Genomic DNA, 23,526 nt, shown 5'->3' with positions numbered 1-23,526 from the left:
TTCTAGTCCATGAGATGGGACATTATTGGGGCCTGAACCACAAGAATCGCGCGGGAGGCAGCCGGGGCTTCGACGAGATCATGTACACCTTCTCATCCGGGGACCTGGTGAGCGGCTCCGCGTTTTACGAATTCCTCTTGGGCGGGGGCGAGCCGCGGTTCACGCTCGACGACGCTCGAACGACCTGGAAATGGATCACAACAGACGCTGCCGAATCGCTGGTGCCATGATGGCGATGTCCACAGAACCAAAGATCATCAGGACCCGGGCGGAGTTGCGAGCGCTCCGGCCGCGTCAAGCGCGTCGAGGCATCCGGCGCATCGCCTTGGAGTTCCCGGACGATCCGAACCGTCACCGAAAGGCCGAAGACACCATCAACCACAGCCTGCGAGCGTGTGGTTGCGAGACGGCCGCCGCCTTCGTCGCAGTCGGCCTCCTCGGAATCGCTGTCTCCCTTCTCCACGATCCCGCGCCACTGGACGTGGCATCAGTCTGGGCGTGGCCGAGGATCTTCGTCTTGCTCGCCCTCCTCGCTCTGGCTGGGAAGACCCTCGGCCTCGTCATCGCCGAATGGCGACTCCGCACGGCGATCGACCGCATCGGCCAGGAGGAAACCCGTCCGTGAACCCTGTCCCGCTCGAAATTAGGATCTGAGCCTGAGCTGGGCTTTCTTCGCGCGTCAAGCAGCATTGATGTACTGGCTGATCAAGCCGCCGAGCACTGCGGCTGCCGAAAATTCATCCCGTCCAGGTCAAGCCGCATGTTGCGATGAGCCTGCGATGTCGCAGCAACTCCAGATACCTTTGCGAATGATCAAATGCGCAACACGGTGTCAACGGCCGAGTGCGTGTGGCTCTGGCTCATGTTCCGCAGTAACTGGAAAGCAGTCACCGCAGGCCTCACATTGGCATGGAGTTCCGGCGCGGTCGAAGGCGCCATCAACCGGATCATTATGTGGAATCTGATCTGTCAAGCGGGGCCGTGCGGCTTGTCGGTAGATATCGGCTGGCCGGTTCCGTGAAGAACCTGGACAATCGCCTATCGTGATGGGGATCTCCGGCTTCGAGCCGACCTTTCTCGTCGGGTTTGGAGCCGTCCGCGCGGAACACGGACCGGGTCTGGCCGCGCTTGGTGGCCGGCGTCTGACGGGGTCCGCGATCGTGCGTTTTGTCGAGGACGGGGACTGGTTCGCTGACTGTCCCGTTGTCTTGGACTTCGACGGTGTCCAGGTAGAGATCTGCCACTGGAAGTTCGATGAGCTGTCGATCAGCTGGAACAGCATCGACCTGACGGCTGCGATCAGTGGCTGGGAGTGGTTCGAGCTGACTCCGGCGTGGTCTAGCGCCGACGAGCGGCTTGAGCCGTTCGTCGGCCAGGAACTACGCGAAGTTACTCTGCTCGAGTGGCGGTCATCAGGTCGTGACCTGGCCGCCAGCACCCTCGCTGTGGAGTTCGTCTTCGATGCAGGCCGTTTCCACATCGCCAACGCTCTTGATGAGAACAGCATCGATCTCGGCGACGCTCATCCAGAATTCGTGCGGCACCGGTTGGGCTGTGGCGCGCAGCTTGATTAGGTCGGCCTCCGGTTGATCTCGATGACCGGCAGCAGGGTCGCCTGGGCCGGCGTGCTGATTTGCCGGGGCGTGGGCCCGCCCCGGCAGGCTCCTTGGTCGCTGTCGCTGACCGGGGCTTTATCCCCCCGGCCGCGAGCAGGTAAGTCTCCCGAGACCGGACCGATTGTCTGCTGGCGAACACCCGCGGGCGGACTCGAACGCCCACCTCGACGCTGGATGAAACGGCCAGGCCGCCTGAGCGCCAACGGCCTGAACGACAGCTCACCGGACAGCCCAACGAGGTGGCATTTCGGAAAACGCCGAGAAACCTGGAGGCGGCGCGTTCCTGTCTCGAACCGGCACCAATACTGGACGTATCAGCACGATCACATCTCCGCGAATCGGCGCGGTGCCTGCGCCACAATCGAAACCGGAACCTTTCCAATGAGACCAGCCGGTCAAATTCCAAGGCAAGGACCAAGCCGTCTGGAGGCGGGCATGCAGGCACGGATCACGGTCGAGGGGTCTGGCGCTGACGCTGAGTCGCTGTGGGACTGGCTGCGCCACGAACCCCACCTGCGTGGAGGACTCAGCGCAAGCGGCGCCCCGGCTGGCGAGGAGACGATGGGCGCCCCGATCGAGCTGGTGGTGGCCCTGGCCTCAGGTGGCGGCGGGGCCGCCGTGCTGGCCCGGTCCCTGACCAGGTGGCTGATCGAACGCGAACGCCAGCGCCGCAGCGATATCACCATCAAGATCACCGGGCCCGGCGGAGGCCAGGTGTCGGTGTCGGCCCAGCGGGTGGCTGACTCTGAACAGCTGCTCCGCGCGATACTGGAAACAGCCGCTCCCGCCCCGATCCCGTCATCGGCGGAACTCCACGCACCCCCAAGCGAGTAGCGGTGCGCCTGCCCGATCCCGAACGCTCCTACGCGGTGCTAGTCGGCACCGGTGCCTACCGCTCCCCAGAGCTGGCCGACCTGCCCGCCGTGGCCAACAACCTCACCGCGCTGGCCGAGATCCTCACCGATCCGGCGCTGGGCGGGCTGCCAGCGGGGCGGTGCGTCATCCTGGACGACCCCGATGTGCGGACGCTCTACCGGACTCTGCGCCGCTACGCGGCCATGGCCGAAGACACCCTGCTGGTGTACTTCGCCGGTCACGGCCGCACCGGCCTGCGCTACAGCGAGCTGTATCTGGCCCTGCCCGACACCGATCTGGACGATCTCCCGGTCAGCGCCCTGCGGTTTGAGGACGTGCGGGACATATTCATCAACAGCCCGGCGGCCAATCGGGTGCTCATCCTTGACTGCTGCTTCAGCGGCCGGGCCATCCCCGACATGAGCGGACCCGACGCGATCATGGGACAGACCGACATCGAGGGCACCTACACCCTCACCGCCACCTCGGCCAACGACCTGGCCCTGGCCCTGCCCGGCCACACCTACACCGTCTTCACCGGCGCGCTGCTCACCTTGTTGCGCAGCGGAGTGCCGGACGGACCCGAACTGTTCACCTTCGCCGCCCTCTACCCCCGCCTCCTGCACGCACTGACCGTCCAGGGCCATCCCCGTCCCCGGCAGCGCGGCATCGGCACCGTCGATCGCCTCGCCCTGACCCGCAACCCCGCACACGCCGCACCCCGACCTGCAGCCTCCCCCCAGCACCCAAGCCCGCCGGCCCGCCATGACGGCGCCCACGGAACCGGCTCCGGCTCCCCCAGTCCCGGCTTACCGGAGCCGGCTCACCAGCCGCTCCTGCTCAGCGGCCACACCGCAACGGTCTACTCGGTGGCCTTCAGCCCGGACGGGCGCACCCTGGCCACCGGAAGCGCTGATGAAACCGTACGGCTGTGGGAGGCGGCCACCGGCCAGACCACCGACATCCTCCACGGCCACACCAACTGGCTCAGATCGGTGCGGTTCAGCCCGGACGGCCGCATTCTGGCCACCGGCAGCGACGACGGCACCGCCCGGCTGTGGGAGGTGGCCACCGGTCAGACCACCGACATCCTCAAAGGCCACGCAAGCCACATTCACTCGGTGGCCTTCAGCCCGGACGGCCAGACCCTGGCCACCAGCAGCGCCGACGGCACCATCCGCTTGTGGGTCGTAAGCCAGCCACACCCGAAGTAGTGGGACCTGTTCCATCAGGATCGGCTGAACTGGGGGAATACTGCCGCTTCTACGTCCTGACGCAAGCCTTACCCGACAGAGCTACACCAGACAGACGGGGAAATCTGAGCGAAGGTTGTCGAAGATCAGTAGCCAGCCGGTGTGACTGGTCAGCCAGGACATCGCCCCCGCCGCCTCCTCCACGCTATCCGCGCGCTCATCCTGCGTCTGGCGGCCGAGAACCCGAGGTGGGGGGCATCGGCGCATTAGTCGGCCCGTCCCGGCGAAGCAGAGCGCCCAGCTGATCCACACCGACGGGCACGGCGCCAACGGGATCGGTCCCGGCTTCTACCGGATCAGCCGCAAGCGAGAGCAGATCCCGTCGTTCGAGCCGAGACGTGCGGATCTTCGCACCCGGGTGGTCAAGGACTGACGAACGGCAGTGTCGCCCGGGAGATCTCCCGGGCGACACTGTTCCTGGCCGGCGTCAGGCCAGCGCCGTCACCGGCTCGTCATGCCGGGCGTCGCTCGGCTGCCGGTGGATGTACGCGTCGAGCGCCAGCAGCGCGAGGTTCCCCACCGCGGCTGCGCCGACGATCGTGGTGAGCAGCGACGCGAGATCCGACGCCGCGCCGAAGCCGAGGGCCGCGCCGAGCAGGGCCCCGCCGGCCGCTGCGGCCAGGCCCGCACGCCGGGTCCAGGCCGGCCCGCCCCGCCGGGTCCAGGCCGCGTAGGCGCCGAGCCCCACGGCCAGGCCGACCGAGGGCACGGCGAGCGCCGCGCTGCCCACGAAGACCTGCGGCCGGATCGCCCAGACCAGCAGCACGGCCAGCGACCATCCGCCGAGGCCGAGCGGCAGCGGCGTGAGGACCCGCAGCCAGACGCCGGTCCGCCGGCGGAAGCCGCCGTTCCGGCGGGCGTGCCGGGCCATCGCCACGAGCAGGAGCACGGCGAGCAGCGCACCACCGGTGGCGCCGCCGGCCAGGATCTTGCCGATGGCCGACATGCTCGTCGCGGGCTCGAAGTCGACGGGACGCGGGCCGAACCGCGAGGAGTCCGCCGTGCCCTGGTCGAAGAACGTGGTCAGCAGTTGCTGGCCGGCCTCCGGCTGGTGCTCCCAGAAGTCGCCGGTGTGGCCCAGCTCGGGAAGGGTCACCTGCTTGCCCCGGGACAGCGCCGGCAACAGCTCCTTGGCGGCCAGCTCGGCGGGGGTGGAGAAGTCGACGGTGCCGCCGATCAGCAGAGTCTCGACGTCGCTCTTGCGGACCGTACGGTATTCGGCGTTGTCGGGGCTGTCCGGCCACACCTGGTAGAAGCCCGACGGCCCGCCCCAGAGCAGGTCGGTGGCCGCGTTGCCGAGGATCGAGCCGGGGTCGCCGCCGGCGTCGTAGTAGCGCTGGGCGGCCGGCGCGTCGATCATGCCGAACGAGGCGAACTCGCCCCATACGAACGAGCCGGGCACGACCAGGTCGGCGATCGTCGACAGCGCCCAGAAGGAGCCGGCGTCGCCGCGCAGGTAGGCGTCGGTCAGGGCGGGCGCATTGAGCGGCGCGGAGCCCTTGCCGTTCTGGAACATGCCGTACATGCCCGCGATCCGGACGTTGCCCTCCTTGATCGGCAGCGGTCCCCAGCGGCCGGGGACGTCGGCGGCGGCACTGCGCATCGAGGCCGCGAGATCATCCGTACGGGCCGAGCACTTGGCGTCCGCGCGGCACAGTTCCGCGTACCGGGCGAACTGCTGGTCGGTGATCCGCGGGTCCCAGACGAAGTGGCCGGGCGGATTCACCGAGATCATCGCCGAGCGGAACAGCGACCGCGGGTAGCGCCAGGAGTAGATCATCGCGGTCCGCGTGCCGGCGCTCGAGCTGATCAGGTTGATCCGCAAATAGCCCAGCGCGGTGCGCGCGGCCTCCAGGTCGTCGACCCGCTGCGGGATCGAGTAACCAGTGAGGTCGATGCCGTCGCCGGTCAGCCGGCTGGCGCACGCCTCGAAGGCCCGGGTGGCGGCGCGCAGCGACTCGGCACCGGCGAGGTCGGCCGACGACCGCAGGGTCTCGGTCACCTCGGGACATTCGAGCCGCCGCGACCCGTCGACCCCGCGGTATCCGACCAGGACCACATCGTGGTTGCCGGTCAGCCGGCTCGCCTGCGGGAACTTCAGGTTGGTGGCGCCCGGCCCTCCGTTGAGCCGGAAGATCGGCTCCCCCGGACTGGGCCCGGTCGCCCGGATCCGGATCACCGGCAGGGCGATCAGGTCGGTCGCCGGGTCGCGCCGATTCTCCGGCACGACCAGCGTGCCGCAGTCGGCCGGCACGGTCCCGGCCTCCGTGTCGTAGTCGCAGGGCTCCATGGTGAGCGAACCGGGCCGCACGCCGGCGGGAACCGCCAGGGTGTCCTCCGGCCGCAGGTTCAGGTAGGCGAGGGCGAGAACGAGGATGCCGATGACCGTGAGGGCGATGGCGCGGGCAACAGTTCGCTTTGTCATGCCCAAAACCTAGAAATTCGCGGCCGTCCGGACGTCCCTCCGGGGAGGACAGTGCGCGTACCCCAGCTGGGGTACGCACCCCGAGTCCTACATCAGGCCGCCGCGGTAGGCGACCACGACCGCCTGGGCTCGGTCCCGCGCATCGATCTTGGCGAGGATCCGCTTCACGTGCGTCTTGATGGTCGACTCCGCGATGGTGAGCAGGTCGGCGATCTCCGCGTTGGAGTAGCCCTCGGCGACCAGCTTCAGCACCTCCCGCTCACGCCCGGTGAGCTGGGCCAAGCGTCGCGACTCAGGCGATTCCGTACGGCTGGCGGACGATCGCGTGACGAACTGCCCGACCAGTTCGCGGGTGACCGCCGGGTCGATCAGCGCGTCCCCGGAGGCGAGGGTGTGGATCGCGTCGATCAGCCGCTCCGGCGACGCGCGTTTGAGCAGAAACCCGCTGGCCCCGGCCTGCAGCGCCCCCCACACGTACTCGTCGTGGTGGAAGGTCGTCAGCACCAGCACCCGGGTCGGGAACCCGGCCGCGACAATCCGCCGGGTCGCCTCGATGCCGTCGATCCCCGGCATCCGCACATCCATCACGACCACGTCCGGCCCGAGGGACCGGCACAGCGCGACCGCCTGCAACCCGTCGGCCGCCTCACCCACGACTTCGATGCCCTCGGCGGTGCCGAGCACGACGGCCACCCCCGCCCGCAGCAACGCGTCGTCATCGGCGAGCAACACGCGTACGCTCATCGAGCCGGCTCCTCGGCAGCAGTCGTGACCGAGGTCAGCGGCAGCCGGGCATGCACCTGAAAGCCCCCACGACCGGCCGGACCGTAGGTCACCGTGCCCTCGAAGAGGGCAACCCGCTCCCGGATGCCGAGCAGCCCCCGGCCGGGCCGATAGCCGACCGCCGGCCCGCGCCCGTCATCCCGGATCACCACCTCCAGCCACTGCCCGTCCCGCCGCAGCGTGACGTCGGCGCCGCTGGCGTCGGCATGCTTCAGCGCGTTGGTCAGGCTCTCCTGGACGATCCGGTACGCCGTGAGGTCGAGGCTGCGCGGCAGGTCGAGACCGGCCCCGACCTGGACGGTCACCCGCAGCCCCGCCTGGCTCATCCGCTGCGCGAGGTCGGGCAGCGTGGCGACACCGGACGCGTCCGCCGGCCGATCCCCGTCCGGGTCGTCGCTGCGCAGAACCCCGAGCACCCGATCGAGCTCGGTGAGGGCGTCCCGCCCGGCCCGCTCCAGATCGCTCAGCAGCCCCCGCGCCTTCGCCGGATCCTTGTCCAACACCCGCCGTCCCGCCCCCGCCTGCATGAGCATGAGATTGACCGTGTGGCCGACGAGATCGTGCAGCTCACGGGCGATGCGGGCCCGCTCACCGGCTACCGCCCGTTCCTGGATGAGCCGCCGGGCGGTCTGCTGCTCCTCGCGCCGCCGCGCCATCGCATAGCCCACCGACCACATAGCCAGCCACACCAGCAAAACCCCCGCCGGCTGGGTAGGCGCCGTGACGTCGCGGGCGGCAAAGTAGACACCGATGCACCCGAGCAGAATCCCCAGCCCCCACCACGCCTGCCGGCGACCGGCATACAGCGCCACCGAGAAGACCCCAAGCAGATTCGCGTACGGCGCCAGCCAGCTAGGCGACGCGACAAGCACCTCAAAACAAAGCGCCGCCGCGCTCAACACAAAGGCGCCAAACGGAACCCGCCGCCGCAACGCCACCGCCACCGCAAGCCCCACGCCCGCCACCACCCCGGCCGCAGCATCCCACCCCGACGCCGGCGCCGCGTCGAGCATGAACCGCTCAACCAGCAGCGCCACCAGAACGCCGGCCCCCAGCACACCATCGACGGCGAGCGCCGAAGTACGCCCGCTCACCAGCCGCGCTCCCAACCAGGAAAGCCCATGATGGACGCACGCTACCAGCCAAACCCCAGCAGCCCACCGCCCCACAGGAGTCGCCCACCCAGATCCGCGAGCGAATCGCGAAGATCCGAGCCTGTGCCGCCCAGCGGAGATAGCGTCCGAAGTGGGCGCTCAAGACGGGTGTGCGGGGTGGCGTTCGAGGCCCCAGCTGCGGATGTCCGCAGCTGGGGTTAGGCGATCGGCGTGCGCGATGCCCGTCGCCACCACGAGCATGATGCTGTGTTTCGCGACGATGGGTTCTGGATATGAGACCTGGGCAGTGGAAGCGGTCCAGGTGTTGCAGTACTTGGGGTTGCGGGAGTTGAAGCCGCGGTTCAGCCAATACGTGATGGCCTTGGCTGAGCCGTAGATGTAGCCGATCTCTTTGCTCTTCTCGCGGACGATGTACTTCCACTCGGCCGTCTTGCGGGGCATCGACTTGTAGACGCTCGCGGTGAAGGCGGCACCCAGGCAGGCGGCTTGCAGGTGGAGGCGGCGGACGCTCTCGGCGAACCCCTCCTCGTCCTCATCGGGGTGCGGTCCGGGCTCGGCCGGTGCGGGTCGCCGGAAGGCGTCTTGGTCAGTGGTCGAGGGACCGGTCCGTCCAGTTCGACCGGTGACGTAGCCGTAGTCGGCGTCGGCTCACGGCTCAGCGCAAGTCGATCTCGACATGGTGTGCCGCGAGCATGCCCAGCAGATACTCCAAGGTGATCGCCGGACCCAGCCAGCGCCGGTCGTAGCCGGCGACGAGGTGCTTGCGGGCGACGGCCGAGTCGTGCCATACCAGCCGAAACGGTGCCCGCGCGCCGAACCTCCCGCAGAGACAGTCATCGAGGGCGCCGAGGTTCCAGCCGAAATATCCGCCCGGACCGTTGATCGCCTCGCCGATCGCGCAGTAGAACCCTTCGATGTCGGTTACGAACCGGCCGTCGAGGTCGTAGGTGGTGCCGGCCGGCCGGTCCGGCGTACTGGACCGGTGGCCGAGCGCCACTCCGGCCCAGTGGTGGCGCAGCTCCCGGTTGTAGCCGGCCCACAGATTCTTCTCGGCGGGCCGTCCGGCGTACCAGTGCTCCAGGATGCCGAGGACCCCGGTCGGCAGCGGTTCCCGCGGGTCGCTGTCGACGGTCACGTCGAGGAGTCCGGCACCGAGCCGGGACGGCTCGCTTGCCTCGACCGTTCCGGACACCACGGCGTCGATCACCTGGCCGACCGAACCATCGGCGGCGACCAGGTACACCTCGGCGCGGATCCGGCGGCGACGCAGGCCGGCCTTGGTCGACTGTCCGACCGCGTCGAGCGCGGTCAGCATATGGGGCTCTGGTCGGCAGCCGAGCAGCCGGACCTGCGGCACCGGCGGTGCGGCTTGCTCACGGAACACGCCGGTGACGTCCCCGCAGGTGCCGTACGGCGTCTCGTCCCAGCCCTGGAGGACGAATTCGGTGCCGTCGCCGGGACGTGCCACGGCGTCCGTGCGGTCATACATGTGGACGAACCCGTCGAGATCGATGTCCACGGCTTCGGGCATCGTGGGGTTTGGCCGTTGCGCGAGGACGACGACGTCGCCGAGGTCCTCGCCCCACCAGGACGGCGGCGTGCCTGGCGGCGGCGGAGGCCCCGCTATCGAGATGGCACCCAGCCAGGCTCGTTCGGTGCCGAGTGCCTCGGCGGGCAGCCGGTCGAGCAGGTCGGCCAGCGCGCCGTCCGGGGTGCAGCCGACGAGCGTGAACCGCTCCCGCGGGCGGGGCGGCAGGTCAACAAACAGTCCTTCGATCTCCGCGCACAGCGCCAGTGGGATGTCGTCGTAGGAGTCCTCGAAGCCGACGTCGCCAAGGAGCAGCCAGCGCGGGCCGACCGGATGCTCCCACGTCCACCGCCGCTGCTCCGGCGGACGGTCGGCTTCGAGACCGGCGCTCGTCGTCACCCCGCGACCCTACCGGCTGGAGACGCCACAACAGGGGCGCGTTCGTGGACGGCGGAGTATCGGCACCCGCAACCTCAACGCATCCGCGCATCGGCAGAAGAGGACGGGGCGAGATCCCGGCCTGCTACGCGCCTTCCTTCCCGTATCGCTGTCCTGGCCGAGTTGGGTGCCGCGCTGGTACGGATGTCGAAAACGTGAGCCCAGGAGCCAGCTTTGGCCGGAACCGCTTCGGCCATGCGCCGAGGCCTTTCAGGTCGTACCGACCGGATGATCATCTAGTCTCTGCGACGGCGCGGACGTCCGCCGTTGAATTCCAGACAGGGATGGGCGGCAAGCCATGCCGCCCATCCTCACCGGACCCGTTGCCGTCTGCCGATCAGCGGTTGACGTCCTTTTCGTCGATCACCGCGTCGGGCGGCGGCGCGGAAACGGAGACCTTGGCGCCCCAGTTGTAGAGACGGGTGTCGGAGCTGTAGTCGACGATGGTTCCGCCACCGACGGGCATCCGCAGCTTGACGCTGAGGCGGGTGACCAGCCCCTGGGAGTTGAGCAAGAACGTATAGGTGATCTTGGAAATCTGTCCGCTCTCGCTCTTACCGCCAGGGCCGAACTGCTTGCGGAACACCGGTGAGAGCGCCGCCATTTTCGCGCTCGTCGTGGACCCCTTCACCACGCCACCGCGGACAGAAGCCGCCTTGGCGATCAGAGTTTTGACCGTGTTCGGCTCGAAAACGCTGATGATGATCCCGCTGGGAACCGGGGGGATCGGCCGCTTCCGTACCCAGTACTTGCCCTCGGGCAGCCCTTCTCCAGCCCGGGGTCCCTGCACGTAAGTCACCTTCGGCAGCGAGATCACCCTCCCGGGGCGCTCCAGGCTCTTCTTCGCCTCGCGCTCATCCTTGCTCGACTCGCTGAAGTAGCCCTTGTCGTAGCGCGTCTTTTCGGTGAGATCCGAAGCGACCGCTCCCTTCGGACCGAACTGGACCGCTCCCATCTCCTGGGTGACGGTCCCCTTCCCGCCTTTGACCCGCACCTGCAGCACCGTCTTGAGCTTGACGCCCCGCCCTGCGACGAACTGCGCCTTCAGCGCCTTGATCGGATCAACTTTGGCTTGCGCCGGGCCCCCAGGCACCAATAAGGCACCCACGATCAACATCGCCCCGGCTATGGCTCGCTTCACGCGCTTTTTCCTCCTCATATTCGCGCGCGAAAGTCTCACAATGCCAGATCACACCCTGATCACGAACGCCACGAAGGTGGCTTCACCCAGGGTTCCCGCCCTCAGCACGACCCTGCCGCCGGAGATCTCGGCGACATCGGCGATCACGCCGTAGCCGTGCTGAGGGCCAGCCGCCAGCGCGGCCAGGATCAGGAACGTCGATTCCCGCATCTGTCTCATGTCATCTAGATGGCGCGCGGTATCTCAGAAGTCGAGGATGAGCTTCTGCCAGTCGGACCACTCCGACTGGAATGGCCCACCGCTCGCCCGGACCCGCCATTGGACCCACAGCCCGCCGTCGACGAGGCCCTCGGGGATGGTCACCACCGCCTGCTCACCCGACGGAACGTCTTCGTCGACGCTCTCCCAGATCAGGCCGGTTCCCTGCAGCGGGGCGTCTGGGTCGTACTCCATCTGGAACTCCACCCACAGCGAGTCGACGAACGGATGCGTCACGGTGGCCCGCAGCTCGGGGGTCAGGCCGATGCTCATCGTCCTGCCCTCATACTGGTACGACGGGAACACCTCGTGGGCGGTGATCTCGGGGACGTCGGTGGCCACGGTTCCGTGACCCCACGCCGACCAGTCGGAGACCGTGCCCGCCGTCACGTTGTGGGCACGGGCGCGCCAGCGGATCTTCCAGCCGTCCTGGACGATCCCCGCCGGAATCCGGACCAGCGGCTTGCCGTTGGCGGACGTCTGGGACGAGGTTGCGGCCCAGATCAGCCCAGTGCCCTGGCCGGGGACGGCGGGATCGTGCTCGATCTGGAACTCGGCGGTCATCCGGCCGCCGGCCGGGTCGTTGATCAGCGCGTACATGGCCGACGGCGACCCCTTCAGCCAGACGGAGTCACCCTCCCGGTAGCTCGGCCCGATGTACACCCCTCTCACTGCCGGAGCGGAGGCGACGTCCATGGTGACCACGAGCTGGGGGATGGGGTGGTTCTCGCTGTCGTACGACCCGAAGGTCCACAAGCCGTCGCCGGCCGCCTCGTCCGGAGACTGAAGCGCCAGGCCGTGGTTCTCCGCACCGGCCCTCCAGTCGTGGACGATGCCCGTGACCGGCCAATCGATCGTGTCCGGGGAGGGCTGGCAGAACTTGGTGACGCCCTTGGTGGCGATCTGGGCGTCCTCGTCGGTCGAGGCCGGCTGGTTGCCCCAGTGCAGGAAGTCGGCGGCCCAGGTCCCGGTGACCCGGCGCACCTGGATCCCGTGCCCGACCACCGGCCCGCACGCCGGCGCGCCGACTCCGGTGAGCCGCAACGTCGCCGACTTGACGACGCCCTCGGGCAGCAGGGAGAGATCGAACCTCAGATACGACCGGACTGTGTCTCCGCTGGAATGGCCGCCCGCCCGAAGGAAGAAGTCATCCGCCGACGCGGGGGTGTTCTCGTCGTTGCCCGTGGACACGGAGAGGTCGTCGCTGGGGTAGAGGGTTTTCACGATCTCGAGGATCGGCGAATCGGCGGCCGCCGGGGAGGGGACGGCGGCCAGTGCGGCCGCCGTCATGAGTGTGACCAGCAGGGAGAGCGCCCTCATCAGGCTCCTTGGGATGCGGAGAGGATCAATGGCATCGCAAGGAAAGCTAACAAATTCTCCCATTAAGCGAAATATTGACTTTTCGAATATCGAATTGGAAAGGGCGACAAATACCGTCATTATTCCAAATCAACGGTTACTTTCTGGCAGCAGCGGCGACGTGTCGAACCTCTGGTCGACCGGGTCGTCGGCCCCAGCGGCGGGGACGACGCAATCCGCCGGCCGTCCTGCGGTTACGGGCGCGGGCCGGTCATGAGCATCCGGTCGGTCCACTTGCCGGCGCGGTTGCGCTAGTGCCCCGATCACCCGCTCAATCAGAGGTCCATCGGAGAGGACATTCGGGCGGAACGCTAGGTCCGGGTGCCGGGGTCGGACTGCCTGTCGTGTACTGCCTGATGCGATCGTGACTCTTGCCGACCTCGTCGAGGTCATCCCGCAGCGGAAATCCAGTACTCCGGGATGTCCAGGTCGCCTGCTCCGCCATTGATACCGCGGATCTCGGTCCTCAGGCCAGCGGCGAGAAGGCGAGGGCGCTCCCTTCCTCAAGGTCAGTAGGGGCGCGGCGGCGTCTGCTGCGGGTACTGCGAGTCGGGGTACACCGGGGCGGGGGCCGGGCGCGGCTGGGCCTGCAAGGCGGTGATCTTGTTGACCACCACGATGGCCAGCACCCCCGACACCAGCGTCAGCGGGAACACCACCACCTCCAGAAGCGCGACGGTCCGCAGCTGCTCCAGCTCCTCACCGGCGAGCAGCAGCCGGCCCAGCACGTTCTCCCCGATGGCCGACAGGATCCAGGTGAGCCACCATGCCAGCACCAGGCCGCCGGGCGGACGCCGCCGCGGCTCGGAGGCCGTCCAGATGTCATTGATGATCTGCTTGGGGAACCAGAACGACACGATCGGCAGAAACCACCCGAAAATCAGCCAGGGCTTGCCGCGCCGCTGCGTCACCGTCGGATCCAGCGCCTCGGCGTTGGCTCGGACCCGGAACAGCCAGATCCAGTAGCAGACGCCGGCGATCACCAAGGTGGCCAGCTGAAGAATTCCGGAACCGGCGTACAGGGTGTCGTTGTCCTCCACAGCCTGCAGGTCGATGCTCTGGGGGTTCTCGATCACGTCGCCGATGATCGAGTACCGCTGCAGGCTGACCAGGGCGGAGAGCGTCTCGACGACCAGGTTGATCACGATCATGATGGCCACGGTCACGGCCAGGCCGCGCGCGGGCCTGACCGGTCCGAAGGAAAGGGGATACATGCGAGCCTCGGGGTTCTAGGGATAAAGCGCGCATAAAGGTACCATCGGGATCCTTGGCCACTGGAACAATTATTGAGAAACCCATTCAGAGTGGTACGGGCCTGAGCCTGGAAGCACCGAGCCGAATTTGAGCTGATTGCCACGAAATGAGGGGAGGTGCCCTCACTCTCATCCTGCACACCGCACTCCGCCTCCCCCATGCCCTGGCCGACCTGCTGCGCGCCTTCGTTCCTGTCATCACCGCCCGGCCGAGTTGCGCGCCGCACTCGCCTACGGCCGTCGGCAAAGGCCTTTGTGACCACTCGACGCCCCAGTTATCCGAGACGGCGCAGGCTCACGCGGACGCCACTTCCCAGGGCCGAGAAACAGGCCTACTCTCAATTAGCATCCTGTGGCCGACGCTGTGACCTGCTCACTGTCAGATAACCGTCCGTAGCCATGCGCCGGATTCTTCATCGAAGTTGGCAGTAGCGGATGATCTTGTTGGTGATTTCCTCCTGGAACGCATCCGGTTTTGGCCCGGGATCAGCCGCCGAACCCGACCCCAGACCGGACGCCAGCGCGCCCGGCGGCCAGTCCATCGCCGGTTCCAGCGTCGGCCGGGACGCCATCCAGATCCACACGGTCCTGGCCGGTAATCGTCTGGGGTTCGCGGAGCCGGGGCGACCGCTTTAGCTCCTGATCACCAGGCGGCGCGCGGCGAGTCGCCCTCACCCGGACGCTCGCCGACTGTGATCGGCACCGAGGTGACCGCGCCGTCGGCGAGGGCAACCCGGTAGGCGCGCCACCTATGCACGTACAGGAGGTGTTCGCCGGTCCCGTCGACGCTGAAGCGCAGGCTCAGCGAGGCGTCGGGCGGCAGCTCCGGCCGGGCCAGGACCTGCGCCGGCCCGCCCGCCAGGGGGACACGTTCGACGGTGTGCCCAGACGCGTAGATCAGCGCGCTGCCGTCAGGGGTGTGGGCCAACGACTCGAACGGCATGGCGCCTGTGGCGTTCTTGATGATCCGGGACGTGGCACCTTCCGGATCGGTGCCCAGCCGAGCGAGGTCGAGCAAGGCGATGGCCCGGCCACCCAGCACATAGGCGAGCGAGCGGCCGTCCGGGGCCCAGGACAGGCCGCGCACCATCGGGTGCGTGAACGTCTTCCAGTCCCGGCGTCGGCCGGTGGCGACGTCGAGCACGGAGATCTTGGCACCACCTCCGATGAGCGGCGTGGAGTAGGCCAGCCGGGTGCCGTCGGCGCTGACGGCGAGGTCGTAGACGAGCGTCAGGTCGTCGGGGTCGGTCTGCGTGACGGCCACCGGCTTCCCGGGCCGCCCGTCCTCGCCGAGGCGTACCAGAAAGAAGCGAATGTAGGGGTTCGTCGGCTCGGTCCAGCCGGCGATGGCGAACGTGCGGTTGTCCCGGGCGGCGGCCACGAGGTGCCAGGAACTTGCGATGCCGGGCGGCAGCGGGATGTTCGCGACGAACGCCCCGGTCTCGGCGTTGTGCACGGCGGGCGGCACCGGGGTGAAGACAGCGGTCTTGGACTTGCCAGGGAAGTGGGCGAGCGGAGTGCGAGCGGAGAGGAAGAACCGCGGCGGGCCCGTCGCCGTCAGGGGTGCTTCGGTCGCCATGGGCTCGGCCAAGGAGGTCGCCATCGGGAACGGGTGCCGTACGGGACCCGAGGACACCATGGGCGAGGGCTGCGGCGGGACCACCGTGAGCGACGGCAGTGGCGGGGACGCCGGGGGCTGGGTCGCCCTGACGAGCGACACCCGCTCGGCGGCCGGATCGGCGCATCCGGCGGCCAGGACGGCCAGGACTAAGCCCGCCAGCGCGGCAGACGAACGGGACGACATGTAACGATCATCGTATGGAACGGCGTTCTCGACAAACGCGGGACACGATCAGTTGAGAGCCATGAGGAATCGCAGCGCCGTGCGGATGAGCGCGGCGCCGGCGTTGAGTTCCTCAGCGACCCGACATACAAGCACCTCGACAGCAGATCCAGGGCGGATACAACCTGCTCGGCCAAGCGACCGGCAGCGTAGGCGCCGCTGGCGGCTGACGTGCCTCTGCCACGGTCGGGCGTGTCCGCTGCCAAGCCCTGGATTGCGTGGGTCACTGCAGGTCATCCCACGTCCACGGCGCGGCAGGGCTGCCGTCGGGTTCCCGCCCGAACGCGAACCGCTCCCGATAATCATCGATGTCGAGGAACGTATCGAATTGGCCTGCGGTGGGTAGCCGGTCGGCCAGTGTGGTGTGCTGCTCGTGCGCGCCGGCCTCACGCAGACTGCCCGGCAGCCAGACCACAGCGAACGGGTCGTCGAGGGCGACGTGGGCGGCGGGATCACGGGCCAGCAGCACGGCGATCTGTTCATGTGCCCCGGCCCTCCCCAGACTGTCCAGCAGCCGGAGCACTCCGCGCGGGTCGTCGACGGCGACGTCGGCGGCGGCTCGCGCCGTCTGTGCTATGCGAGGATTTTCCCTCGCCAGCCGCACAATCCTGGCCACGATCGGCGTTTGGCGAAAGCCGCGCTGACCGGCGCGAGAATGTCGGTCGGCGCTGCCATGCTCTGTCGCGAACGTGTTCGACGTCTCGCGGAGGAGTCCTGCCATGCAGAAACCCGGATGGTCCGGTCTCAGGTGGAACGACTGGAAAGACCTCGAGTTGATCCGGGCCAGGCTCGACGCCGGCGCCGACCCTGACCTGCCCACCGACTTCCACGAGCCACCGCTGACCTTCGCGGCCCAGGCCGGTTCCCCGGAAGTGATCGCCGAACTGGCGGCCCGCGTCCGCGACATCGACGCGGAGTACGCCGGATGCACCCCGCTCTGGGACGCCGTCTACGCAGGCCGCCCCGACAACGCCCGCGCCCTGGCCGAGGCGGGCGCCGACCCCTGGCGCCCGATGATGGCCGGATGGTCCCCCGGCCGCCTCAGCCTGGCCACCCCCACCCCCGACCTGTTCCCCGACCGCCCCGCCGGCGTGCGCCTGTCCGCCGCTGAGACCGCCGCCGTCGCGGAGGCCCGGCGGCTGAACGCGGCCGTGGGCAGCTTCTCCCCCCACGAGGGCCTGGGCGTAGCCTGCGTGTCCGGCATCGGCACGGCCGAGGCGGTGCGGCGCCTGGAGGCCACCCCGCTCGGCGACGACGAAGACCCCAACAAGATCGTGGCGCAGTACGCCGACGGCAAGGAGTCCATGGCCATCGTCGGTGTGAGCGACGTGCCCGGCGGATGCGTCGTCACCCAGCCGTGGGGATTCATGCCGTCCACCCCCAAAGTCGGCGAACTCCTGTCGAAAGGCACCGTCTGTTACGCCATGTACGCCAACGCGGCGAGCGGCAACCAGGGCAGCTTCCACCGCGACGGCGTCCAGATCTATTGGGACGACCGCGGTGACCCGAGCCCCGAGTACGCACCCGACGAGCTCCTCGACCGCTACCTCTACAAGCGCCAGGCCGTGGCATACTCCTGCGCCCGCGCGGGCCTGCGACTCACCGACCGCCGCCCCATCGTCGGCCCGCCCGACCTGTGGGTCAGGCTCCCAGAGCGGGACTACTGGCGCTGACCGTCAGACTGTGGATCGCAGATCCAGGTCCAGCGTCCCGGCCGCCTGCAACACCAGATTCCGGGCATAGACGGCAGATCGCCACCCTCGGCGAGGTGCGCACCGCGCTGGCCTGCAGTCGTCGGCAAAGGTCTTCCTGACACCGGCGTCACGGGTCGGATCTCCCATGACTCGGGATCATGTCGGTGGCGTGCGCTACATTCGCCGGACCGAAAGATCGTTCTCCCTCACCATGAAACGGACGGCATGCGCCCCCTCGTCATCGCCCTGGTCCTCCTGTCCGCCGCTCCCGCGGCCGCCCACGCCCAGGCCGCCGCACCCGATCCAATGGCGGCGCTGCGTTCGCTGCTCGCTCGGGGAGCCGGGGCGACGACCGAGTTCTACGGATCCGTCTCCACCGATCTGACGCGGTCGAAGCGGCTCGACACCGGGCAGTGGCTCTCCTGGCAGGCCGGCATGGCGTTGAGCGGCACCGGCAAGGTCAAGCTGGGACGGTCCGGGGTGATCGCCTCCGAACACGTCGGGAAGGTGAAGATCGGCTCCCGGTTCCTGATGGAGGAGGCGGCGCCCAAGGATCCCTACTTCGCCGGGGTACTCAAGACGGAGGGCACGCTGCGCGCGGTCAGCACGGACGGCTGGCAGTACCAGCTCGCGCCCAAGGCGAAATCCTGGATCCGCACCGGCAAGGCCAGCGGCGGCGCCGCCGCGTTCGGCGACCAGTTCGTGAACGTGCTCGAACCGGCCACGATGCGCAAACTGCTGGCCACGAAGAGCCGCCAGTCCGTGTCGACCTGGTACAAAGACCGCACCACCGGCCGTAAGCAGCGCATCTACACCCTGACCGGGACGATCACCCTCAACGAGCTCGCCCGCGTCTCCCCGACCTTCCGCGAGGCCGCCGACACCTCGGCTCCCGGCACGTCCGAGGTGACCTGGACGTACATGTACGACGACCGCGGGTTGCCCTACCGAGTCGGCTGGCGCTTCTACGCGCACCCGCGCCCCGAGGTCCCGGGCCTCGGCCAGGATCGGATCCTGCGGGCCCACTACGCCACCCAGTACCGATCCTGGGAGAAGCCGATGACCATCACCGCACCCAGGGCGATCCCGGGACGGGGCCTGGAGGTCGACGACCTCGGCGACGTGTTCAGCGCCCCGCAGCGCCGCAGATAGAGCGTGAGGCAATGCGGATCGGGGTTTCCGGTGCACATGGCACCGGCAAGACGACCCTCGTCGAGCTGCTGTGCGCGCGCCTCGACGGCCACACGTCCGTCGAGGAGCCCTACGTCCTCCTCGAAGAAGACGGCTACGACTTCGGGTTCCCGCCGTCCCAGGACGACTACCGGGCGCAGCTCCAACGGTCCCTGCTCGAACTGTCCTCAACCGCCACCGACGTCGTCTTCGATCGCACACCACTCGACTTCCTGGCCTACCTCGCCGCCCACGGCGCCGACGCCGAGGCCGAGACCGACCGGGCCGCTCTGCGAAACACGCTGGCGAGCCTGGACCTGCTCGTCCTGCTGCCGATCACGCCCAGCACCGAACGCCTGCTGCCCGACCCGGAGATGCCCCGGCTCAGGCGGGCCGTGAACGACGAACTACTCGATCTGGTGTACGACGACCCGCTCCAGGTCATCGGCGACGTCCCCGTGGTCGAGCTGACGTGCCCGCTCGGCGAACGGGCCGACGTCGTCGCGGCGGCGCTCAGCGTCTGAACCAGCGGAACCGCCGCGCCCGCCGATGGCGGATGCGGACCCGCCCATATCCGAACCTGCCCGTCACCTTCAGATGCGGATGGCACGGCCGGCGCGCCCGGGTGTCAAATCCATCTGAGACGGTTGCGAGGTGTTGTTGTCCCTGGCCTACGTGATCGTGCGGCTTGATCGTCGTGCTGGTGCGCTCGGGCTCGGAGCCGTCCAAGGATGCCGAGTTGCTGGTGCTGCGGCACGAGAACATGGTGCTACGCCGTCAAGTGCTCCGTCCCCGCTACGAACCGGCTGACCGGTTGTGGTTGTCGGCCCTGGGCCGGACGCCCTGTCGCATAGGCCGGTCGCTTCGTTCATGCCCAGTCGCCGCCTCCGATGTCAGAGAGGTCGATGAGGCCGTCTTCCAAGGCCCGTTTGATGAGTTCGGTTTTGGTGGGGGCTGGGCGGCCGATGGCCTCGTACTTGTCGCGAGCGCGGCTGATGAGGGTTTTCACGGTGCTTTGGGCGAGGCCCATGGACTCGGCGACCAGGCGCATGGATTTGGCACCGCACCAGGCTTTGAGTGCCCGAAGCTCCTGGTCGGAGAGGGCGGCTTTATGGAGTTGGCGGTCGGATAGCAGGGCCGCGCCCAGGGTGGGGGTCGTGTAGGGGCGGCCCGCAGCGGCGTCGTGGACGGCGGTCATGAGGTGGTCTTCAACCTCACCCTTGGTCACGTAGGCCTTGGCTCCGACGCGGATGCAGCGGCGGGCGATGGTGGGGTCGACCTCGTGAGTGTAGACGACGACGTTGTGGCCCGCCTCGACGAGGCTGCGGAGGCCTTGCAGGGATGGGTCCGGGCGTCGCAGATGGAGATCGAGGATCACGACTTTCGCATGACGAGCTGGGCCGGTGAGAGCGGTGCTGATGTCAGGACCGGAGGCGATGACGACGACGGGAGGGTCGCTGTCGCGGCACCACGCGTTGAGGCCGGCTCGGACGACATCCTGGTCGTCGATCACGACGGCGGTTATTCGTTGATCATCCATAGAACCTCGATCCAGGTCGACTCGGTGTCGGTGAAGACGCGCTGTGTCACTCCGGGCAGGTCGGGTTCGGGCACGTCCTCCGGCCTCACCGGGCAGTCGATGGTCACGTGGACTGCGAGTTCGCCTCCGGCGCCGATGACGGAGATGCTCGCGGCCTTGGATGCGTGGGAGAGAAGCCACATCGGGGCCTGCGCGAGGGCGCGGCCGACCGGAAGGGGCGGGTTCGGCCAGGAGCCCACCGGTTCGAGCTGCACCATGACGCCGCGGCGTTCGGCGACGTCGGCGCCTTGGCGCAGCTCGTGAACGAGGCGATCGGCAACGAGGTCGGTCTCGGCGAACAGGCGCCGCATCCGGGCGGCTTGGAACTCACACGACCGCCGCACCTGCGGGTCGCTGATCGCGAGTGTCCCGTCGGCCAGGGCGCGGAGAATCGGCTCGATGGCTTCATGGATCTCCCCGAAGCGCTCGCGTCGGGTTTCGTGGACCTGGGCGGCGAGTTCCTCGGCGGTACGGATCTCAGCTGCCTCCAAGCTGGCGGCATGGGCACGCTCGGCGATGTCCCGCAGGACAGCGGTGGCGACGCCCGCCGCCACCGGAAATCCGATCGTGCCGACCGATACCGCCAGCAGCCGCAGGCAGAATTCGAGGTCGGACGGGCCGAGGACGAGAACCCTCATGAAGGTCACCGTGGCGTGCGCGGCGAGGAGCGCGAGGACCGCTTGCAGGCGCTGCCCGCTCAGCAGGACGAGCAGAACCCAACCGGTGGTGCCGAAGGACCAGTCGGCGGTCGAGGCGACGTGGTGGGGGGCCAGCGACCAGGTCGCCAGTGCCGACGCGCCGAGTGTGACCGCGAGCGCGGGGATCCGCCATCGCCCCCACGGCCGTCGCCGCGCCAGGAGAACCAATTCAACGAGCAGGAGCACCGTCATGATGCCGAATGCGGTGACCTGGGGCCAGAGCGGCTGATGGACATCCAGTTTGCGAGGCAGGCTCGCGCTGGCCATGACGGAGGCGCAGATGGCCGTCACCGCAGCACGCAGGCCCAGCAGAAGGCGATCGGTGGCGAAGCCGGCATCGGGCTCCTCAATCACTCGGCCACACCAGCCTCACCACCGTTCCCTTTCCCGGCGAGGATTCGACCTGAGCGTCTCCGCCGACCTCGCGAAGCCGGCCCTGGATCGAGTCCCGGACGCCACGTCGTGTCACGGGCACAGCCGCGGGCTCGAATCCGCGTCCCCGGTCACGGATCTCAACACGGACCAGTGACTTTGAGCCTGTCACCTTGATGAGGGCCAGGTCAGTACGGGTGTGCCGCCTGACGTTGGCCAGAGCCTCGGCGGCGGCGCCGATCAGCGCCTGCCGAACCTTGGCTTCGACCTCCAGCCGCTCGGGACCGAGGAACACCACTTCGATCGTGTCGCTCTCGGCGAGCCGGCGTAGTTCGCCGCAAAGGTCGGCCGGGGGGACAGACGGCGTGCCGGACTTGAGCCCTTCCAGGATTTCCAGGTCTCGCTTCGCCCAGCCGCGCAGTTTTTCGGGATCGTCGGCCAAGCCGAGCCCGACCATCAGGAGGGTCGATGCCGCCGTGTCGTGCAGGGCGTTGGTCACCGTGCGCTGGTCAGCGCGGATGCCAGCAGCGACCGCCTGCTCCCGGCGGGCTTGTGCGGCGGCCGCGAAGACGGCGTCCACCTTCCGGGTGGCACCCACGAGCAGAGTCCACAACAACCGGGCGAGCATGATCGACAGAAACGACCACACTCCGGTGACGACGTCGTCGAGACCGGGCGGTCCGGGTTCGGCCGCCTGCGTCGCCACAGATCCGACAATGCATAGCACACCACCCAGACCGACCCCGATAGGCCACGGAGTTGAATACTGATACCCAACCCCCGCAAATGTTACAAAAGGCCGTATCCATGAAGTACTCGTGGCCAACCAGTCATCGGGAACAATAAGAGGAGTCGCGATCATCAGTCCGATAAGGACACTCACATCTATCAGTGAGGGAACAATCACCTGTCCGGCCATAACACGACGGAGATAAACCGCGCTCCAGATCCCCAGGATGCCTATCGCGACCACTACGGATACGCGCATACCCGGCCCGTCAGCGGCCACGATGGCGACAATGGCCACCGGGACCAGTGTGAGGACTCGCATGGCCGCGACGTAGCGCCGCCCAGCTAGAGAGACCAGACGCTCGGCATCCCCCTCGGCGAATGTTCCTCCCCCCATTGCTCAACCGCCTTTTCCTTGAATCGGCCAGGCCATTTATTGGGAAGATCGGTGCCGCCTCCCAAGTGTAGGCCGACCATCCTGATGCGATTGTCCCCCAAAAGCGGGACATGGTTTGCGGTTATCTCCAGCAATAATTCCGACCAGGTGATCGCAGTCGTGATCCAGGCGCGCAGCGATCTATACAGGCACTCGATTCCATTTCCGACCGTCCGGCAACGATTCCGCTGGGCGGGCTTCCGCATCCACTCACCTGAAGGAGCCATGCACAAAATCACGAAGTTTCTCGCAGTAGCTCTCATGACCCTGGGCCTGCTGGCGGGCGGAACGGTGGTACTCCCAGCCGCACCGGCGGCGGCGCTGGGAAACAACTACCCCTGGGCTGCAGCAACGGGCAGCTCCTCACCCCTGGGATTCGCGTACCGGAACTGCACCGACTACGCCGCCTGGACCATCAGCCTCCAGAAGGGCGGGGGCCTCGACGACTACAGGTTCAAGTGGGCCGACATCCAGTCAGGCGGCAGCGGGCACGCCCGGGACTGGCGGCAGGGAGCCCTCAACCGAGGTCATCCCGTCAACCAGAACCCGGCCAGAGGCTCCGTGGCCTGGTGGGGCAGCGGCTTCGGAGGGGGTTACGGTCATGTCGCCGTCGTCTCCGAAGTCCGGGACGCCGGTAACACCGTCGTCGTCGACGAGTACAACTACGCTCCCGAAGCGTTCGGGCAACGAACGCTCACCCCAGGACTTCCTGCACATCGCCGACCTGCCGGGAGAGGAGGGGATGATTCCCCGCGGCGCCGCGACGGTCAACGTCAACGGCAGCCTGCACAACTTCTACTACGACGCCACGGGCGGGAATCTCCGTCACGCCTGGACCGACGCATCGGGCTGGCACTTCGAGACGCTCGAAGGGGACCTAGGATCGATCAGCCACCTCGACCGTGACATCGGCCGTGACCCGGTCGCGGTGAACTTCGGCGGCTCCATCCAAGTCTTCTATTACGACGTCACCGGCGGGAA

General features: G+C 68.1%; 25 protein-coding genes. 10 read left to right on the top strand and 15 right to left on the bottom strand.

All coding sequences use genetic code 11. The annotated features are described in order from the left end of the window. From Aple_RS54025 to Aple_RS52665, 6 genes are all read left to right on the top strand, one after another. The coding region (locus Aple_RS54025; RefSeq protein WP_218038921.1) for a hypothetical protein at positions 1-230 on the top strand (230 nt) is incomplete at its 5' end. Between the two features lie 5 nt (positions 231-235). Next, a complete protein-coding gene (locus Aple_RS49880; RefSeq protein WP_155351829.1) occupies positions 236-625 on the top strand; it encodes a hypothetical protein in 390 nt (129 codons plus the stop codon). A 192-nt stretch (positions 626-817) separates the two neighbouring features. Next, the gene (locus Aple_RS49875) at positions 818-1,021 is read left to right on the top strand and encodes a hypothetical protein (protein WP_155351828.1); all 204 of its coding nucleotides are present in this window, start codon (positions 818-820) and stop codon (positions 1,019-1,021) included. A gap of 22 nt (positions 1,022-1,043) precedes the next feature. Further along, on the top strand, positions 1,044-1,574 hold the full coding sequence (locus tag Aple_RS49870; RefSeq protein WP_218038920.1) for a hypothetical protein: 531 nt from the start codon (positions 1,044-1,046) through the stop codon (positions 1,572-1,574). A 477-nt stretch (positions 1,575-2,051) separates the two neighbouring features. Beyond that, entirely contained in the window at positions 2,052-2,450 is a 399-nt protein-coding gene (locus Aple_RS49865; protein ID WP_155351827.1) for an effector-associated constant component EACC1, read from the top strand. Positions 2,451-2,452: 2 nt separating this feature from the next. Continuing rightward, positions 2,453-3,685: a caspase, EACC1-associated type gene (locus Aple_RS52665; RefSeq protein ID WP_170322062.1), complete on the top strand. Its 1,233-nt coding sequence runs from the start codon at positions 2,453-2,455 to the stop codon at positions 3,683-3,685. 466 nt (positions 3,686-4,151) lie between these two features. Here the strand turns inward: Aple_RS52665 and Aple_RS49855 are convergent, their stop codons facing one another. The 12 genes from Aple_RS49855 to Aple_RS49800 form a co-directional block, all read right to left on the bottom strand. Beyond that, complete coding sequence (locus tag Aple_RS49855; protein ID WP_155351826.1) at positions 4,152-6,149, bottom strand: alpha/beta hydrolase; 1,998 nt, start codon at positions 6,147-6,149, stop codon at positions 4,152-4,154. 87 nt (positions 6,150-6,236) lie between these two features. After that, a complete protein-coding gene (locus Aple_RS49850; RefSeq protein WP_155351825.1) occupies positions 6,237-6,893 on the bottom strand; it encodes a response regulator in 657 nt (218 codons plus the stop codon). Then, complete coding sequence (locus Aple_RS49845) at positions 6,890-8,026, bottom strand: sensor histidine kinase (RefSeq protein ID WP_155351824.1); 1,137 nt, start codon at positions 8,024-8,026, stop codon at positions 6,890-6,892. The genes Aple_RS49850 and Aple_RS49845 overlap by 4 nt, the downstream gene beginning before the upstream one ends. A 159-nt stretch (positions 8,027-8,185) precedes the next feature. Next, positions 8,186-8,488, bottom strand: coding sequence for a hypothetical protein (locus tag Aple_RS49840; protein ID WP_155351823.1), 303 nt, complete (start codon positions 8,486-8,488; stop codon positions 8,186-8,188). Between the two features lie 214 nt (positions 8,489-8,702). Continuing rightward, a complete protein-coding gene (locus Aple_RS49835; protein WP_218038919.1) occupies positions 8,703-9,974 on the bottom strand; it encodes a barstar family protein in 1,272 nt (423 codons plus the stop codon). A gap of 376 nt (positions 9,975-10,350) precedes the next feature. After that, positions 10,351-11,154, bottom strand: coding sequence for a hypothetical protein (locus tag Aple_RS49830; protein ID WP_155351822.1), 804 nt, complete (start codon positions 11,152-11,154; stop codon positions 10,351-10,353). Positions 11,155-11,202: 48 nt separating this feature from the next. Continuing rightward, complete coding sequence (locus Aple_RS49825) at positions 11,203-11,364, bottom strand: helix-turn-helix domain-containing protein (protein ID WP_218038918.1); 162 nt, start codon at positions 11,362-11,364, stop codon at positions 11,203-11,205. A 33-nt stretch (positions 11,365-11,397) separates the two neighbouring features. Further along, positions 11,398-12,732: a DNRLRE domain-containing protein gene (locus tag Aple_RS49820; protein WP_170322061.1), complete on the bottom strand. Its 1,335-nt coding sequence runs from the start codon at positions 12,730-12,732 to the stop codon at positions 11,398-11,400. 548 nt (positions 12,733-13,280) lie between these two features. Beyond that, positions 13,281-13,985 (bottom strand): DUF4328 domain-containing protein, encoded by a 705-nt coding sequence (locus Aple_RS49815; protein WP_155351820.1) that lies wholly within the window; start codon positions 13,983-13,985, stop codon positions 13,281-13,283. A 452-nt stretch (positions 13,986-14,437) separates the two neighbouring features. Continuing rightward, positions 14,438-14,596: a hypothetical protein gene (locus tag Aple_RS49810; RefSeq protein ID WP_155351819.1), complete on the bottom strand. Its 159-nt coding sequence runs from the start codon at positions 14,594-14,596 to the stop codon at positions 14,438-14,440. A 71-nt stretch (positions 14,597-14,667) separates the two neighbouring features. Further along, a complete protein-coding gene (locus Aple_RS49805; RefSeq protein WP_155351818.1) occupies positions 14,668-15,828 on the bottom strand; it encodes a WD40 repeat domain-containing protein in 1,161 nt (386 codons plus the stop codon). Positions 15,829-16,090: 262 nt separating this feature from the next. Continuing rightward, positions 16,091-16,483, bottom strand: coding sequence for a hypothetical protein (locus Aple_RS49800; RefSeq protein WP_155351817.1), 393 nt, complete (start codon positions 16,481-16,483; stop codon positions 16,091-16,093). Positions 16,484-16,586: 103 nt separating this feature from the next. On the opposite strand from Aple_RS49800, the gene Aple_RS49795 reads away from it, so the two are divergent. The 3 genes from Aple_RS49795 to Aple_RS49785 all read left to right on the top strand — a co-directional run bounded on the left by Aple_RS49795 (position 16,587) and on the right by Aple_RS49785 (position 19,255). Next, positions 16,587-17,540 (top strand): ankyrin repeat domain-containing protein, encoded by a 954-nt coding sequence (locus Aple_RS49795; RefSeq protein ID WP_155351816.1) that lies wholly within the window; start codon positions 16,587-16,589, stop codon positions 17,538-17,540. Positions 17,541-17,786: 246 nt separating this feature from the next. Next, positions 17,787-18,713 carry a hypothetical protein gene (locus Aple_RS49790; protein ID WP_155351815.1) on the top strand — a complete coding sequence of 309 codons (927 nt, stop codon included), beginning with the start codon at positions 17,787-17,789 and terminating at the stop codon, positions 18,711-18,713. An 11-nt stretch (positions 18,714-18,724) separates the two neighbouring features. After that, positions 18,725-19,255, top strand: coding sequence for an AAA family ATPase (locus Aple_RS49785; RefSeq protein ID WP_155351814.1), 531 nt, complete (start codon positions 18,725-18,727; stop codon positions 19,253-19,255). Positions 19,256-19,599: 344 nt separating this feature from the next. On the opposite strand, the gene Aple_RS49780 is transcribed toward Aple_RS49785, so the two are convergent. Genes Aple_RS49780 through Aple_RS49770 form a run of 3 tightly spaced genes read right to left on the bottom strand, consistent with a single transcriptional unit; the run spans position 19,600 to position 22,407 of the window. After that, on the bottom strand, positions 19,600-20,271 hold the full coding sequence (locus tag Aple_RS49780; RefSeq protein WP_155351813.1) for a response regulator transcription factor: 672 nt from the start codon (positions 20,269-20,271) through the stop codon (positions 19,600-19,602). Further along, positions 20,253-21,362, bottom strand: coding sequence for a hypothetical protein (locus Aple_RS49775; RefSeq protein WP_155351812.1), 1,110 nt, complete (start codon positions 21,360-21,362; stop codon positions 20,253-20,255). The genes Aple_RS49780 and Aple_RS49775 overlap by 19 nt, the downstream gene beginning before the upstream one ends. Then, on the bottom strand, positions 21,355-22,407 hold the full coding sequence (locus Aple_RS49770) for a sensor histidine kinase (protein ID WP_170322060.1): 1,053 nt from the start codon (positions 22,405-22,407) through the stop codon (positions 21,355-21,357). Before Aple_RS49770 ends, Aple_RS49775 begins: the two co-directional genes overlap by 8 nt. Before the next feature lie 183 nt (positions 22,408-22,590). On the opposite strand from Aple_RS49770, the gene Aple_RS56580 reads away from it, so the two are divergent. Then, entirely contained in the window at positions 22,591-23,451 is an 861-nt protein-coding gene (locus Aple_RS56580; protein ID WP_373869723.1) for a CHAP domain-containing protein, read from the top strand. Positions 23,452-23,526 lie beyond the last annotated feature (75 nt).

Origin of the sequence: Acrocarpospora pleiomorpha, from assembly GCF_009687885.1 — a bacterium.
In the GTDB taxonomy this organism is placed as follows: Bacteria; Actinomycetota; Actinomycetes; order Streptosporangiales; family Streptosporangiaceae; genus Acrocarpospora; species Acrocarpospora pleiomorpha.
Note: the sequence above shows the minus strand (reverse complement) of the source record. Positions and strands in the feature narration are given on the sequence as shown.

What these genes read in the sequence shown, in the direction of transcription:
- Aple_RS49880 (WP_155351829.1), top strand. Translation starts at nt 236, where the DNA reads ATGTCCACAGAACCAAAGATCATCAGGACCCGGGCGGAGTTGCGAGCG.
- Aple_RS49875 (WP_155351828.1), top strand. Translation starts at nt 818, where the DNA reads ATGCGCAACACGGTGTCAACGGCCGAGTGCGTGTGGCTCTGGCTCATG.
- Aple_RS49865 (WP_155351827.1), top strand. Translation starts at nt 2,052, where the DNA reads ATGCAGGCACGGATCACGGTCGAGGGGTCTGGCGCTGACGCTGAGTCG.
- Aple_RS49855 (WP_155351826.1), bottom strand. Translation starts at nt 6,149, where the DNA reads ATGACAAAGCGAACTGTTGCCCGCGCCATCGCCCTCACGGTCATCGGC.
- Aple_RS49850 (WP_155351825.1), bottom strand. Translation starts at nt 6,893, where the DNA reads ATGAGCGTACGCGTGTTGCTCGCCGATGACGACGCGTTGCTGCGGGCG.
- Aple_RS49840 (WP_155351823.1), bottom strand. Translation starts at nt 8,488, where the DNA reads ATGCCCCGCAAGACGGCCGAGTGGAAGTACATCGTCCGCGAGAAGAGC.
- Aple_RS49825 (WP_218038918.1), bottom strand. Translation starts at nt 11,364, where the DNA reads ATGCGGGAATCGACGTTCCTGATCCTGGCCGCGCTGGCGGCTGGCCCT.
- Aple_RS49820 (WP_170322061.1), bottom strand. Translation starts at nt 12,732, where the DNA reads ATGAGGGCGCTCTCCCTGCTGGTCACACTCATGACGGCGGCCGCACTG.
- Aple_RS49815 (WP_155351820.1), bottom strand. Translation starts at nt 13,985, where the DNA reads ATGTATCCCCTTTCCTTCGGACCGGTCAGGCCCGCGCGCGGCCTGGCC.
- Aple_RS49810 (WP_155351819.1), bottom strand. Translation starts at nt 14,596, where the DNA reads ATGGCGTCCCGGCCGACGCTGGAACCGGCGATGGACTGGCCGCCGGGC.
- Aple_RS49805 (WP_155351818.1), bottom strand. Translation starts at nt 15,828, where the DNA reads ATGTCGTCCCGTTCGTCTGCCGCGCTGGCGGGCTTAGTCCTGGCCGTC.
- Aple_RS49795 (WP_155351816.1), top strand. Translation starts at nt 16,587, where the DNA reads ATGCAGAAACCCGGATGGTCCGGTCTCAGGTGGAACGACTGGAAAGAC.
- Aple_RS49790 (WP_155351815.1), top strand. Translation starts at nt 17,787, where the DNA reads ATGCGCCCCCTCGTCATCGCCCTGGTCCTCCTGTCCGCCGCTCCCGCG.
- Aple_RS49785 (WP_155351814.1), top strand. Translation starts at nt 18,725, where the DNA reads ATGCGGATCGGGGTTTCCGGTGCACATGGCACCGGCAAGACGACCCTC.
- Aple_RS49780 (WP_155351813.1), bottom strand. Translation starts at nt 20,271, where the DNA reads ATGGATGATCAACGAATAACCGCCGTCGTGATCGACGACCAGGATGTC.
- Aple_RS56580 (WP_373869723.1), top strand. Translation starts at nt 22,591, where the DNA reads ATGCGATTGTCCCCCAAAAGCGGGACATGGTTTGCGGTTATCTCCAGC.